Genomic DNA, 15,280 nt, shown 5'->3' with positions numbered 1-15,280 from the left:
CGAAGCCGTATGGCGTTTATGGCTTTTATCCGCGATGCTCCGCCAACCATTTCACCATCTTCGGATCACGGTGATTGAAAATAATCTCATCACGATTCAACGTCGTAATTTGCGCTAAATCTTCGTTGTCTAAAGTGAAATCAAAAATCTCACGGTTTTCAATCATCCGTTCTACTTTGACCGATTTCGGAATAATCGCGACGCCCCGTTGATTTAACCAACGCAAGACCACTTGAGCCACCGATTTGCCGTGTTTTTGGGCGATTCGGGTTAAAATCGGGTTGCTGAAAATCTCAAATTTACCTTCCGCAAGCGGTCCCCACGCTTGTTGCACAACGCCGAGTTCTTTGTGGAAAGCGATTTCCGCATCACGCTGATAGAATGGGTGCGTTTCAATTTGGTTTACTGCAGGTATGATTTCATGGCAAGTGATTAAATCCATTAAGCGATCCATATGGAAGTTGCTCACGCCGATGGCACGGGCTTTGCCGGCTTTATACAAATCTTCCATTGCGCGCCATTGTTCGTGAACATCACCAAAAGGTTGGTGCATTAAATATAAATCTACATAATCCAAACCTAAGCGGTTTAATGAATCTTCCAACGCTTTTTTGGTATTTTCGTAGCCGTTTTCACGTTGAATCCATAATTTTGTGGTGACAAAAATCTCTTCACGCGGAATACCGCTGGCTTTAATGGCTCGCCCGACGCCCGCTTCGTTGCCGTAAACCGCGGCGGTATCTAATAGACGATAGCCTGCTTTTAAGGCTTCCAATACCGCTTTTTCGGTGTCTTCATCGCTGACTTGAAAGACGCCGAAACCGACCATCGGCATGTTAATTCCGTTATTTAATTTTACTGATTTCATGTTGTGACTCCTGTGTGATTTGAATGAAAGCATTATAAAGCGTAAAGATTGTTTTGATTAGCCGGTATTTTTTTGATAGCCTCTTGAAAAATATTCAACAATCGGCGGGCTAAAACATGATGGAAAATATGAACGAATTGCGTAGTTTTATTGTGGTGGCACAAACGGGCAGCTTTACCAAAGCAGGAGCAAGGCTTGGTGTTTCCACCTCGGCGTTAAGCCATTCCATGCGCAAACTGGAAGAGCAGCTTAAAATCAAGCTGTTCAACCGCACTACCCGAAGCGTTTCCACCACCGAGGCGGGCGAACAGCTTTTCAGGCAACTTTTGCCGTTATTTGAGAGCATTGAAGATAATGTGAATGCGTTGAGCACGTTTCGCGATACGTTAAGCGGTACGCTGCGCATTAACGGGGCGGATCATTCGTTTTTATATGCGATTTGGGATAAGCTGTTAACGTTTATGCAAAAATACCCCGAGGTGCAATTGGAGCTGACCAGTGATATGAAACTGACCGATATTGTCGCCGGGCGCTTTGACGCAGGCATTCGCCTCGGGCAGAGCATTGAGCAGGATATGATTGCGGTGCGGATTTCGGACGATATGCAAATGGCGCTGGTGGCAACGCCGCAATATTTGGCAACATACGGCACGCCTCAAACGATTAACGACTTAAAACAACACCAATGCATATGCGCCAGAATGGCAACGGCGGAAGGCATTTTTACCTGGGAGTTCCGTGCACCGCGCAGCAACGAGCTGATTAAATTCACCCCGTCGGGCAGACTGATTGTGAATAACAACTTTTTAGTGCATAAAGCCTGTTTGTCCCATTTGGGCATTGCTTGGATGCCTAAAGATCGTATGGCACAAGAACTGGCGCAGGGAGATGCGGTAGAAATTTTAGCCGACTATGCGATCAGCTACGAAGGTTATCATCTCTATTATCCCAACCGCCGCCAAAACTCGTCATTGTTTAAAGCGTTGGTGGAATGTTTAAAATAAACGAGAGATGAGTGCTCAGAAAATCAATTTTCTAATACTGTTACCATTTTATAAAGATAATATTTTATTCGATATCAGTTAGTTGGCTTATAGATGCTATCAAACGCTATAGTAAATACAAAAAAAAGAGAAACCTTGTTTTATAAGGTTTCTCTCTGGTTTTAAATATTATATTTTACATTTTTAATTTATATGTAACTCAGAATGGAATATCGTCGTCAAAGTTATCCATCGGCGGTTCTGCTTGTAGTGCAGGTTTTGTCGCCTGTTGCGATCTTGTGCTACTTTGATTGTAGTTATCATAACCGCCTTGGTTATAATTACTTCCTTGCTGAGTCTGAGGCTGTCCGCCCCAACCGCCTTGAGACGGATTACCGCCAAAGTCACCGCCTTGACGACTGTCTAACATCTGTAATAAATCCCCTTGGATTTCTGTCGTATAACGATCTTGGCCGTTTTGATCTTGCCATTTACGGGTTTTTAATTTTCCCTCAACATAGACTTTGGAACCTTTCTTTAAATACTGCCCGACTATTTCTGCATTACGGCGGAAAAACACTATACGGTGCCATTCAGTCACTTCACGGCGTTCGCCGGTTGTTTTGTCGTTCCACGTTTCACTGGTTGCAACGCTAATATTGGCAACGGCATCACCATTGGGCATTGTGCGCATTTCCGGATCTGCGCCTAAATTACCGACAATAATTACCTTATTCACACCTGCCATAAAAAATCCCCTTATAAAATCACGATGTTTAATATATCTGTATATTCTGCCCTAAAATGAAAATAAAATCACGTATTAAAACTGATATTTTGTACAGTTATTCAAATTATGCGATAATGATCGAGGAACGAAAAAAATCAGCTTTACATTTTCTGAGATCGCATTTATGCAACATATCGATATTCGCGGGGCACGAACCCATAATCTAAAAAACATTAATTTAATCTTACCAAGAGACAAATTTATCGTCATTACAGGCTTATCCGGTTCCGGAAAGTCTTCTTTAGCCTTTGACACGCTTTATGCTGAAGGTCAAAGGCGTTATGTCGAATCCCTTTCTGCCTATGCACGTCAATTTTTATCTTTAATGGAAAAACCCGATGTTGATCACATCGAAGGGTTATCACCCGCTATTTCCATCGAACAAAAATCAACGTCTCACAACCCACGCTCCACGGTTGGTACCGTTACGGAAATTCACGATTATCTGCGTTTATTGTTTGCCCGTGTCGGCGAACCACGCTGTCCTGATCATGATGTCCCACTGGCGGCACAAACTATCTCTCAAATGGTTGATCGAGTATTAGAAGAACCTGAAGGCAAGCGTTTAATGTTGCTTGCGCCGGTAGTGAAAGAACGTAAAGGCGAACACGTTAAGCTACTGGAAAACTTAACTGCACAAGGTTATATTCGTGCTCGTATAGATGGGGAAATCTACGATCTCTCCGATCCGCCACGACTTGAACTACAGAAAAAACATACCATTGAAGTGATAGTAGACCGCTTTAAAGTGCGTGCCGATATTGCTCCTCGTTTAGCGGAATCTTTTGAAACGGCTTTAGAACTATCCGGTTCAACTGCGATTGTTGCGGATATGGACAATTCTGATGCCGAAGAGCTGATTTTTTCTTCCAGTTTTGCGTGTCCGCACTGCGGTTATTCCTTAACCGAATTAGAACCTCGCTTATTTTCTTTCAATAATCCGGCTGGAGCCTGCCCGACTTGTGACGGCTTGGGTGTACAACAATATTTTGATGAACACAAAGTGGTACAAAACCCCGATATTTCATTAGCTAACGGCGCAATTAAAGGTTGGGATCGTCGTAGTTTTTACTATTTCGGTTTATTAAAATCTGTTGCTAAACACTATGATTTTGATATTGAAACACCATTTAATCGATTACCGAAAACATTACAGCACATCATTCTTCACGGATCGAAAGAAGAGATTGAATTCAACTACGTCAATGATCGCGGCGATACGGTAAAACGCGTTCATCCATTCGAAGGTGTACTGAATAATATGGCGCGTCGCTATAAAGAAACAGAATCTAACTCGGTACGTGAAGAATTGGCAAAATATATCAACAATCGCGCTTGTACAGACTGCCACGGTTCTCGTTTACGTCGTGAAGCTCGCTATGTCTTTATTGATAAAAGTAATCTCTCTGCCGTTTCTGAAAAAAGCATCGGTGAAGCTCTTAGTTTTTTTGAAAATCTCAATTTAACCGGTCAGAAAGCACAAATTGCAGAAAAAATTCTTAAAGAGATTCGCGAACGTTTACAGTTTTTAGTGAATGTCGGCTTAAATTATCTATCGCTTTCCCGTTCTGCAGAAACCTTATCCGGTGGTGAAGCACAGCGTATTCGTTTGGCAAGCCAAATCGGTGCGGGACTGGTCGGCGTGATGTATGTATTGGATGAACCTTCTATCGGTTTACATCAACGTGATAACGAGCGTCTATTAAATACCTTGATTCATTTACGCAATCTCGGTAATACCGTCATTGTTGTAGAACATGATGAAGATGCAATTATGGCGGCAGACCATATTGTAGATATCGGTCCCGGAGCCGGTGTTCACGGTGGTAATATTATTGCTCAAGGTACCGCACAAGAAATTATGCAATATGAGGAATCCATTACCGGCAGATTCCTGTCCGGCAGAGAAAAAATTGAGATCCCGGCTAAACGGACTGCGCATGATCCACAAAAATATTTGGTATTAAAAGGAGCAAGCGGTAACAATTTAAAAGACGTAGACTTGGAAATTCCGGTCGGATTATTCACCTGTATTACCGGTGTATCCGGTTCGGGTAAATCGACTCTAATTAACGATACACTGTTCCCTATCGCACAAAACGCCTTAAACCGTGCGGAAAATCGTCATTTTGCACCTTATAAAAGCATTGACGGTTTAGCCTATTTTGATAAAGTGATCGACATTGATCAAAGCCCGATTGGCAGAACGCCACGCTCAAATCCGGCAACTTATACCGGTTTATTTACGCCGATTCGTGAATTATTTGCCGGTACTCAAGAATCCCGCGCACGCGGTTATAATGTCGGTCGATTTAGTTTTAACGTACGCGGCGGTCGTTGTGAAGCTTGTCAGGGCGACGGTGTCATTAAAGTGGAAATGCACTTCCTGCCGGATGTTTATGTGCCCTGTGATCAATGTAAAGGTAAACGTTATAATCGTGAGACCTTAGAAATTCGTTATAAAGGCAAAAGCATTCATCAAGTTTTAGATATGACGGTAGAAGAAGCTCGCGAATTTTTCGAGCCGGTGCCGATGATTGCCCGTAAACTACAAACTTTAATGGACGTGGGTTTATCCTATATCCGTTTAGGTCAATCCTCTACCACCCTTTCCGGCGGTGAAGCTCAGCGGGTAAAATTAGCGGCGGAATTATCTAAACGTGATACCGGCAAAACGCTATATATTCTGGATGAACCAACCACAGGTTTACATTTTGCCGATATCAAACAGTTACTAAAAGTGCTACACCGCTTGCGCGATCAAGGTAACACCATTGTGGTGATCGAACATAATTTAGATGTCATTAAAACGGCAGACTGGATCGTCGATCTTGGTCCGGAAGGCGGTAGCGGTGGCGGACAAATTATTGCAACCGGCACACCGGAAACCGTCGCTAAGAATAAACAGTCTCATACGGCACGCTTCTTGAAAAGCGTACTGGCTAAGAGATAAACCAACAAGCGGTCTGTTTGACCGAATAATTTGCAAAATCATTGTCCAAACAGACCGCTTGTATTCAAGGAGTTATTTATGGAATACCAATTTACTCACACCATGCACGGCGTGGTTGCCAAATGTTCTATGGATCACGAGGCATTTGCCCGTTGGTTGAATACCGAGATTTCCCCAAATCCGAAAGATCTTACCCGCATTTTTGAAGAGATTGAAAAGTGCCGTCAACGTCCCTCCAACGATTACGAATGGATCCTAGAAGGACATGAATACAGTTTGTATCTCAATGCCGATGAGGTCATGGTTAAAGCGAATAATATCGATATGGAATTTAGTAATTTTGAAGAGATGGAAGACGGTTTTAATTTCTATAACGAGGAAAGCATTGCTTTTTGCGGATTAGAAGACTTTGAAGCGTTTTTACTGGCGTATCAAAAATTTATTAAAACCTATCATTAATGATCATAATGACAAATTAGGGCGGATAACCGCCCTATTTTTAGGCCACGATGGTACCGCTATCTATCTGATAAATTCGATCAAACTTATCCAAACCGCTCAAACGGTGGGTAATCATCAATAATGTTTTATCTTGGCAATGCGCTAAAATCAATTGTAAGATCTGCTGCTCCGTATCACGATCCAATCCTTCCGTCGGCTCATCCAATAAGACGATTTCAGCGTCGTTCAATAATAAACGGGCAAGCCCCAAGCGGCGTTGTTCACCGCCGGACAACGGGCGACCGCCCTCCCCCAGCCATAACTTCAGCCCTTGAGCCTCCAATAAATAGCCCAGCCCGACTTGGTGAAGTACTTGTTGAAGTGCTTCATCGGATGCGTGCGGATTGCCCATTAATAAATTATCTTTCAAACTGCTGCTGAAAATATGCACGCGTTGACTCAGGGTAACGATATGCTGACGCAATGTTTGTTCCGAATAATCGGAAATTTTGCAAAAATTTAGCCGAATCTGACCGCTTGTCGGGTCATAATTGCGGGTTAATAATTGGAAAATCGTCGATTTTCCGCTTCCCGTTTTACCCAAAATAGCGATTTTCTCTCCTGCCGACACAGAAAATGTCAGTTGCTTCAGTACATTTTCAGCACGCTGCGGGTAAGTAAAATCCACTTGTTCAAAACTCACAAGCAGTCTGTTTGGGACAATATTTTGCCAATTTGCATTACCGTTAAACCGCACTAACGGCTGTTGTTCCGTGATGTCCGTTAAACGTTCCGCCGAAGCAATCACTTGACCTAAATGTAAAAAAGCAGTGCCAATCGGAGTCAACATTTCCAGTGATGCCAACACACAGAAAACCACTAAAGCGATTAACGCTTCCGGATTTTCCGCATGAGGCACATGAATTGCCGTGGCTGAAAGATAAATCACGACCGTAACCAAAATACCGTTCATCAAAATTAACAGCGCATTAGATCCGCCGCTTAATCGGCTCTCTTTACTTTGAGCGTTTAGCCATATTTGCTCCGTTTCACGCAATTTTTCAGTAGCCTGCTGCTGTACCCCGAATAATAAAAATTCTGCATTTAACTGAATCCATTCAATAAACCGGCTACGGTATTGCGCTCGCGATTGAATGACTGTTTTACCGAGTTTACGCCCCAAATGGTAAAACAAAACGGGCAGCAAAATAAGCAATGCCGTTAACGTACCGCAAATTACCAACGCCAATAACGGAGAAACTAACGAAAGCCCGATGCCCATAAATAAAATGACCATTACGGCACTGACAAAAGGCGAGATCAGATTAAGATAGAGTGTATCTAAAGTATCCACATCCGAAACTAAGCGATTCAATAATTCACTGTTACGATAGCGGTTTAAACCTGCCGGACTGAGTGGAATTAATTTACGGAATACCGACATACGTAAATTCGCCAAGACTCGAAACGTTGCGTCGTGGGTCACCAAACGCTCAAAATAGCGGGAAACTGTACGTCCAATCGCTAAACCTCGGACACCGGATGACGGATAGAAAAAATTAAACAGCAAACTTGAACCAACAAGTGCTGAAGCTGCAAGAAACCAACCTGAAAGGCTTAACAAGCCGATACTTGCTGCCAAGCCGACTATGGCCAGTACAATCCCTAAAAAGAGCCTGCCGAAATGGGTTCGGTAAAGGGATAAAAAAGGAAAAAGTGTACGCATTGTTGTTTATTGTCCTAATAATTCTGCAAAAAAACCTTGTTTCTCAAGTTGTTCAAATTTTCCTTGTTGAACAATTTGTCCCTGTTTCATAACCCAGATTTCATCACTCTGTTTTAAATCTTCAATACGGTGAGTAATCATCAGCGTGGTTTGCTCACGGCTTAAATGATGTAAGGCTTGTAACACTTGCTGCTCTGATTGCATATCCAAACTGGCAGTAGGTTCATCCAATAACAACAGGCGATAAGGACGCAACAATGCGCGGGCGATAGCGATTCGTTGTGCTTGCCCGCCTGATAATCCTGCATTACCGTCTTGGACTTCGCTATCCAATCCTAAACGGTAAACAAACTCATCGGCTTTGGACAGAGCTAATGCTTCTTTCAATTTTATCGGTGAAGCATTTGGGTTACCCAGTAGAATATTTTCTTGTAAGGTTCCTCGGATTAATTGCGGATTCTGCCCGACCCAAGCTAATTTTTCCCGCCATTGCACCATATTTAATTCACGTAATTCCACACCATTTACCCGCACCTGTCCTTGATAAGGAAGGAAACCGAGCAACATATTCATTAAAGAACTTTTGCCCGCGCCACTCTGCCCGACTAACGCGATATGTTGGTTTGTCTGTATGCGGAAATTTAACGCTTGAGTTAACGGTTGACCTTGGACGGAAAGGACTACACATTGTTCGGCGATAATCTCAAGGGGTAAATCCGGTAAAGTTTTGTCCCCTTCCGTTTGCGCTAATACCTCTTCATTTAAGAAGGATTCCAAACTGTCTGCCGCACCGATTGCCGCCGCCTTATCGTGATAATAAACACCCAATTCACGCAATGGCTGATAAAATTCGGGAGCCAACATCAAACAGAAAAAACCGATAAAAAGGGTAACCGCTGTGTCGTAATAGCCAAAATCCAATTCACCTAAATAGGTAAAGCCAAAATAAACCGCCATTACCGCAATCGAAACCGCCGTAAAAAATTCCAATACCGCGGAAGAAAGGAATGCCATTTTTAATACATCCATTGTACTTATACGGAATTCTTCGGTACGTTGATAAATCTGTTGTGAATGTGCATGGGCTTGTCCGAACAAACGGATAGTTTCTAATCCTTTCAAACTATCTAAAAATTGCCCGCTCAAGCGCGATAATACGCCGATATTTCTTTGATTGGCTTCCGCCGCTTTCATCCCAGCTAATGCCATAAATAACGGCAGTAACGGCAGTGTGGCAAACAGAATAATTCCAGCCGCCCAATTCAACGGAAAAATAGCACAAAGGATCACAAGCGGTACAATTAGCGATAAAAATTGCTGAGGCAGATAACGCGCATAGAAATTATGGATATTTTCGACCTGTTCCAGCATTATGGTCGCCCAGCTTCCTGCCGGACGTTGTTGAATAGTCATCGGTCCGACTTGTGATAATTTATTAATCAGCGCTTCACGCAAATGTAACCGTAAAGTTTGTCCGGCTTTAAAACCGCTTCTTTCCCTCAGCCACAATAAAACCGCCCGTCCTGTAAAACATGCCAAAAGCAATATAAGCTGTTCAATAAATGCTGTCGGGGAACGATGTTCAATGATCATTTGATGTAAAACAGTCGCGAGTAACCACATTTGTGAAACCATCAATACGGCACTGAGAGATCCGAATAAGACATTAAGGTATAGCCACTTTTTGATGATTTTTTGTTGCTGACGTAACCATTTTTGGAGATGCTTTTGTCGTTGTTTTTCCATAATTTATGAGTAAAAATCCCTCGTTTTAACTCAAAACGAGGGAAAAATTGACCTAAAATTCAAATCGATACATTAAATCGACAGCTTGGTTAACACTTGAAACCCACTGTAGATAAAGACTAGGAGCTAAGCGATAACGTAGTGTCAGTTCGGTTAACGGAGCGAAAAGACCTACACCGTATTTTACTTTGAATTTCGGTGTTAAACTACCGCTAACGACAACTTTGGTGTTATCGCCAATCCCCGCAGTACTGACATTAAGATCCGTAATTCCAAACGCACTCCCTACACTACCGACGGTTTTACTACTTTTTGATAAACTCATACCAATAAGCGCTGCGGCAACCGAATTACTTGAACCTGCATCACCGCTGTTGTCTAACCCTCTTCCAGTCAAAATGTAGGAAAGAGCCTGATCTTGAGGTAATGAGGGGGTTGAGAAGATTTTAACTTCCGGATTATCGGCAATTCCAGTTACTTTTACCCCAGCAGTAATGCTTGAATCTTCCATTGCTTCCGGATTACGAATAGCTTCAAAGTCTAATGTCGGCTGTGACGGTAAACCGGTAAACGAAATTAAACCTTTACGGATAATGAGATCTTGTCCGAAAGAAGCAAAAGTCCCGTTTTTTAGATTAATTTGTCCGTATAATCCCATACCCTTATTGCCTTGGCGCACCTTAATAGTGCCGTCCAAATTAGTTTTTAAACCATAAGCATCTAATTTAACATCATCACCAATATTGATTGAAACATCCGCTTTAATTGCCATACCGGACTCACTTTGCGGAGGAAGAGAAGCCATATTGCGTTTTATTTGACTTTTTGCCGATCCGTCCATGATCACTTCATCACTACTCACACTCACGGCACTTTCCGGTAGCTCTTCAACCACAATACGTGCCCATGGAATATCAATATTACCGTTTAAAAGCAGTTCTTTAGGCGTTGCTTTAACTTCAATATTCGGGCTAACATCGACTTTAGCCATATTAGGTATATCAACTCGGAAACGGTTTGCTTGTGCCTTGATACGGGTATGCCATGCATCCAGTTTTTGCCAATTTGCATCGCCTTCAAGCAACAAATCACTTTCTTTTGTTTTAATATTACCCTTTAAGGTAGAGCTTGCACCATTGAAATTAATTGCTAAATTTCCACCTGTGACATCAAATGGCATGATCGTTGATGTTGCGGTTAAGCCGCTTAAATTTAAGTTCCCGTGCAATAACGGAGATAATGCGGTTCCACCTAAGGTTAAACGCGCATTAATATCACCGTTCACTTTATCGCTACCGCTTAGTAAAGGTGAAACCAAACTCAAATTAAGGCGTTCTATATTAATATTTCCGGACAATCCACGATTACCGGATAAATCTTTCATCAATAATTCACTGGTTAAACGTCCGTTATTTTCAATTTTAATATCGGTATTTAATTTAAGATTATTATCCGCCATATTTACGACAATGTTGACCGGAGTTAATGTCAGCGGAAAAATACGATAATCTATTTTTTGATTCAACTTAAGTGCGTTAGACGTTAATTCCACATTGACTTGCGGAGCTTTATCGGAGAACCATGCTGCATTTCCCTTGGCGTTTACCATACCGGAAATTTGGGTATCTTGAGTCAGATATTCCTGTAACATGGATAAATCAAACTGATTGATTTCAAACGGCACGTTACCTGCTTTACCCGCACTAAACGTTTGAGGGAAGCAGACATTGAGTTTCGAGTTACGCCAGCAGTGGGCTGAAATATTGGCTTCTATTTGCTTATTGTTATAGCTGATTTGTAGTGCTTTATCATTTTTCCATTCACCAACCGGTGACTGAATATCCACATTACTTAGCTGACCTTTCCAAATCTCTTGAGCACGGTCAAAACTACCTGCAAGTTGTAGATTAACCGCGACCGGCTCGCCTTTAGAAGCCAAGATTAAAGAGTGATTCGTTTCGCTTCCCGAAGCTTCAAGATTCGCATTATCTATTTTGATGTTATTGTAACTGAATTGACGTAGACCAATTTCAACATTTCCCTGTATCTGTTTATCCGTCGCAATTTTACCTTTAGCAGCAAGGTGATTTAACTGTAGTTCTTGAAATGCCACATTATTTGCCACTACATCCAAATCAAGGCTCGGAGCCGAAATATTACCGAATAATTTTACTTTGCCGTTTATTGCAGCTTTTAAATTTGGTACCAAACCTTGTAAATTAGGTGCTTTAATATCAGCCGTAAAATCAGAATTATCACTGATAATGCCTTTTAAAGCGATGGTGTTTTCACCGTAAATCAAACTGGCATTTGGCACATTCAATAAGGTTTTTGAATCAGCAGTTAATTCACCTTTAAGCTGCAAGTTTTTTTGTAATAAATTACCATGTAGGTCGATGTCAGAGACGGAGACATTCCACTCATCAGGTGCAGCCGCACGGGCCGCATAGCCTGTTGACTGTACTCCGCCGGACAATACTGCCGCCCACTCAGGAATTAATGCTTTGGTATTTATCCCTTTTAATTGTAGTGTCGTTTGCCATTCTACACCGTCAGTCCAATCGACTTTACCTTTAACATTCGCATTGCCTTGTAGAGCATTTAAAGTTAAATCATCCAACTTAAATTGCGTTAGTTCACCCGTTCCTTTTAATTTCAGACTACTTGCCGGTAAATTCATACCCACCGCATTGAGTGCAGTATCTAGTTGATAATTTAATAAATCGCCACTTAAAGTAATATTCACTTTTTGTAATTTAAGTGGGTCGACATCTTTTTCCGGCATAAACGGATAGCGGATTTGGTCACTTTTAATGATCAATTTCAGTGGTGTTTTCGGTTCGGCAAGTTGAATACTCCCCTGAATATCGGTTGTAGCCGCACCTTTTGTTTGAATCGCTAATACCGCCGTACCGAATAATTCACCGGATAATGTCAACGCGGCTTCACTTGCCGGTATTTTAAATTCTGTGAGTTCCGGCGAATTAGCTTGAATGGACCAATTTAACGGATAATTATCACTAAGGACCAAAGTACCGACACCGGAAACATTACCTTTATCACTCTCTATAGTAAGTTGTTTGAGAGAAATCGATTGTTCATCGGACTTTACGATCAGTTTCACTAATGGAATTTTTACTAAGGAAACCGGCTCACCGAAATGCATTTTCTCTTTCACTTTCTGTTCAATCGCAATATTCGTTGCTGTAAAATCAGAAATGTCAAAATTCACCGGTAATTTTATCGGATCGAGTTTAGTCAATAACGGTTTGGATAATTGCTGTTTAATGGTTTCCCAATCCACGGCTTGTCGTTGTTTTGCCGTATTTGCATTTTTTTGCTCGGAACTGACCGCTTGTGGAGCGAGAGAAAGTGTTAATCCGTCGACTAACGTTGGTGAGAGGTTTAGATCTTTTCCTTGAGCGCCAATCCCCGAATTGAAGTGATTCAGAACAACATCCATTTCATCGACTTTGATCGCCAAATTATCCACGGCAATACGTTTAACCGCCACTGTAATCGGAAGGTTAAATTCTCCGCTTGATTGTTGTTGAACCTGGTTTTGTGCAGGTGGCAGTTTTGCCGTGTTAATCCTAATTTCGGTATCTTTTAATGCCATATTTTCAACACAAGCATTACCTTGCAGTAAACATCCGAAACCAAGATGTAATGCAGCTTGACCAACGTTTACGTCTACGCCGTCCATCGTGAAACGAGCGTCAGACAAGAGCAGCCCCTCTTGCAGACTTCCTTCAACGTGAGTGATCGTCAATTGATCCAGCCATTTATCTGCCAGCTCGATAATCGTACGCTGCCCAAAACCTGTTGCTAAAAAAATCAGAGGCACAAAAAGTATAATCAATAAAACAACGCATCCTCTCCACAACCAACGCCATTTCGATTTCTTAGGTTGAGTCGATGGGGTTCCCGTTGAAGTTCCCACCTGATTTTCTGTTTGTTGTTCCATAAGTATTTCCACATTTAAGCGTAATGTTTATGTTGCGCTTATCTTATTCCGAGTAAAATTACAGCTCTGATCCAAGCCCGATATAAAACTGAAAACCGCTTTCGTTATTCGGCGATTTAACCGGGGTAGCAAGGTCAAATTTAATCGCGCCTATTGGTGAAGCCCAACGGACTCCGATACCTGCCCCCGAATGTAAATCTTTGCTGCTATAACGGTTAGACGCTAAGCCGGTATCATAAAAAACCGCCCCCCACCAATTCGGATAAATCTGATATTGATACTCTACCGTCCCCGTCGCCAAATGAGAACCGCCGATCAATTTTCCATCCGTATCTTTGGGTGAGATATCTTTATAACCAAAGCCACGAATACTCATATCGCCACCGGCAAAATAGCGCAATGCCGGAGTAATTCGCTCAAATTGATTAGATTTGATATAACCGATCTCCGCTCTCAAATAAAAACGATGGTTATCAAAATAGGTTCTAATCCAAGAACTGGAGGCTTTAATGCTATAAAAATTTACATCGGAAGCCCACGTTTTACTTCCCCAATTTAGGGTTACTTTCTGTGAATCTCCCCATAGAGGAAAACGAGAACCGTCACTACGCGTTCTGTTCATAGATGCTGTCGGATAAATTAATAAGGTTTTATATTTGTCGTTTCCTTGTTCGAAGGAGTCATATCGCGCTTTAAGACCTAATGAAAATGCCCAACCTGTTTCATGATTCCAAAAACGTTGAAAACCGATATTCGCACCGGTAAATTTAGTATCGTTTTGGTCCTCGCGCTCTATTCCACCAGAGAGCTGGTAATAATAATTAAGCGGATTACTTTTAAGAGGTATGTTATAACCGAACTCAACACTTTGTTCGGGTGAAGAGATATAAGTATTCGATTCAAAACTATGCCCGCGACTATTTATCCACGGTTTTTTCCAGTTAAATTGAAAACGAGGTCCCACATCCGTTGCATAACCAATCCCGATTTCCATATCATTTCTTTTTTTCGGATGTAACAAAACATTCAAATCCACCGTTTTCTCTGTTTCATCAACCTCAGGCTCAACCAATACGGAAGAAAACCAGTTACTGGAAGAGAAATCACTTGAAATTTTTGATAAGTCATTCAGATAGTAAGGATCCCCTTCCTTAATACGTAACATATTTCTTAAATATTCTTCACGAATCTGACTATCTTTAAACGTAATTTTTCCGTAACGGTAACGATCTCCGCTGGCATAACCCAAACGCCAATCAGCGGTGTGCTCTTGCGGATAAATTTCTAAACGGTGATAAAGCCAATGCGCATCAAGATATCCTTTTGCTTGAGCCAATTTTTCCAAACTACTCTTAAAGCTTTCATAGGTTTCATGATTTAAAATAGTTCCTTGAGGCGGAACATCTTTTTCAATGAGTTTTTTAAAATCACCGTCTTGTGCGGCTTGCCCGACAATTTCAACTTCCCGTTCATCTAATTTAACCGGTTTATCCAGAATGACTTGTAACGTTAAACGATCTTTTGCAGGTCTTTTTTGCGGTGTGAGCGTAAAATGGTATTGCGTATTATAGTAGCCCTTAGCTCGTAATCCCTTATCTACGGCTTCTTTTACACGATATTGATAACGTTCCGAACCATCCGCCTCATCATTACTTAATTGAGAAAGATAAATCCGAACATTTTTAACAAGCTCCTCATCTTCAATACCTTCCACTTTTAGTAATACAGTCTGTTCCGCCTGTACAAATCCCGTCAGAATTAATAAGGTTAAATAGTGTAATTTCATTCTCATATTTTATTCTCGTG

At 41.7% G+C, this 15,280-nt stretch carries 9 protein-coding genes; 3 read left to right on the top strand and 6 right to left on the bottom strand.

What is annotated here, in order from left to right:
- Nucleotides 1–25: 25 nt before the first annotated feature.
- Entirely contained in the window at nt 26–868 is an 843-nt protein-coding gene (locus tag ACEYJ7_RS09600; RefSeq protein ID WP_373778882.1) for an aldo/keto reductase, read from the bottom strand.
- A gap of 116 nt (nt 869–984) precedes the next feature.
- Between ACEYJ7_RS09600 and ACEYJ7_RS09595 the strand changes: the two genes are divergently transcribed.
- Entirely contained in the window at nt 985–1,872 is an 888-nt protein-coding gene (locus ACEYJ7_RS09595; RefSeq protein ID WP_373778881.1) for a LysR family transcriptional regulator, read from the top strand.
- 199 nt (nt 1,873–2,071) lie between these two features.
- Here the strand turns inward: ACEYJ7_RS09595 and ssb are convergent, their stop codons facing one another.
- Nucleotides 2,072–2,599 (bottom strand): single-stranded DNA-binding protein, encoded by a 528-nt coding sequence (gene ssb, locus ACEYJ7_RS09590; RefSeq protein ID WP_373778880.1) that lies wholly within the window; start codon nt 2,597–2,599, stop codon nt 2,072–2,074.
- A 166-nt stretch (nt 2,600–2,765) separates the two neighbouring features.
- On the opposite strand from ssb, the gene uvrA reads away from it, so the two are divergent.
- Nucleotides 2,766–5,594, top strand: coding sequence for an excinuclease ABC subunit UvrA (gene uvrA, locus ACEYJ7_RS09585; RefSeq protein ID WP_373778879.1), 2,829 nt, complete (start codon nt 2,766–2,768; stop codon nt 5,592–5,594).
- 78 nt (nt 5,595–5,672) lie between these two features.
- Complete coding sequence (locus ACEYJ7_RS09580) at nt 5,673–6,053, top strand: YacL family protein (protein ID WP_373778878.1); 381 nt, start codon at nt 5,673–5,675, stop codon at nt 6,051–6,053.
- A gap of 40 nt (nt 6,054–6,093) precedes the next feature.
- Here ACEYJ7_RS09580 and cydC read toward each other — a convergent pair whose 3' ends face one another.
- From cydC to ACEYJ7_RS09560, 4 genes are read right to left on the bottom strand one after another with little or no spacing between them, the layout of a single operon-like run.
- Complete coding sequence (gene cydC, locus ACEYJ7_RS09575) at nt 6,094–7,761, bottom strand: cysteine/glutathione ABC transporter ATP-binding protein/permease CydC (protein WP_373778877.1); 1,668 nt, start codon at nt 7,759–7,761, stop codon at nt 6,094–6,096.
- A gap of 6 nt (nt 7,762–7,767) precedes the next feature.
- Complete coding sequence (gene cydD, locus ACEYJ7_RS09570; RefSeq protein WP_373778876.1) at nt 7,768–9,507, bottom strand: cysteine/glutathione ABC transporter permease/ATP-binding protein CydD; 1,740 nt, start codon at nt 9,505–9,507, stop codon at nt 7,768–7,770.
- 52 nt (nt 9,508–9,559) lie between these two features.
- Complete coding sequence (locus ACEYJ7_RS09565; protein WP_373778875.1) at nt 9,560–13,474, bottom strand: translocation/assembly module TamB domain-containing protein; 3,915 nt, start codon at nt 13,472–13,474, stop codon at nt 9,560–9,562.
- A 58-nt stretch (nt 13,475–13,532) separates the two neighbouring features.
- A complete protein-coding gene (locus tag ACEYJ7_RS09560; RefSeq protein WP_373778874.1) occupies nt 13,533–15,266 on the bottom strand; it encodes an autotransporter assembly complex family protein in 1,734 nt (577 codons plus the stop codon).
- Between the last annotated feature and the right edge of the window lie 14 nt (nt 15,267–15,280).

The sequence above is a fragment of the Glaesserella sp. genome, assembly GCF_041814905.1.
Taxonomy (GTDB): Bacteria; Pseudomonadota; Gammaproteobacteria; order Enterobacterales; family Pasteurellaceae; genus Glaesserella.
The sequence above is the reverse complement of the archived record's forward strand: the minus strand, read 5'-3'. Positions and strand labels throughout refer to the sequence as shown.

Excerpts from the sequence above, each read along its gene's own strand:
- cydD (WP_373778876.1), bottom strand. The coding sequence starts at position 9,507 with ATGGAAAAACAACGACAAAAGCATCTCCAAAAATGGTTACGTCAGCAA.
- ACEYJ7_RS09595 (WP_373778881.1), top strand. The coding sequence starts at position 985 with ATGATGGAAAATATGAACGAATTGCGTAGTTTTATTGTGGTGGCACAA.
- ACEYJ7_RS09560 (WP_373778874.1), bottom strand. The coding sequence starts at position 15,266 with ATGAGAATGAAATTACACTATTTAACCTTATTAATTCTGACGGGATTT.
- ssb (WP_373778880.1), bottom strand. The coding sequence starts at position 2,599 with ATGGCAGGTGTGAATAAGGTAATTATTGTCGGTAATTTAGGCGCAGAT.
- cydC (WP_373778877.1), bottom strand. The coding sequence starts at position 7,761 with ATGCGTACACTTTTTCCTTTTTTATCCCTTTACCGAACCCATTTCGGC.
- ACEYJ7_RS09565 (WP_373778875.1), bottom strand. The coding sequence starts at position 13,474 with ATGGAACAACAAACAGAAAATCAGGTGGGAACTTCAACGGGAACCCCA.
- uvrA (WP_373778879.1), top strand. The coding sequence starts at position 2,766 with ATGCAACATATCGATATTCGCGGGGCACGAACCCATAATCTAAAAAAC.
- ACEYJ7_RS09600 (WP_373778882.1), bottom strand. The coding sequence starts at position 868 with ATGAAATCAGTAAAATTAAATAACGGAATTAACATGCCGATGGTCGGT.
- ACEYJ7_RS09580 (WP_373778878.1), top strand. The coding sequence starts at position 5,673 with ATGGAATACCAATTTACTCACACCATGCACGGCGTGGTTGCCAAATGT.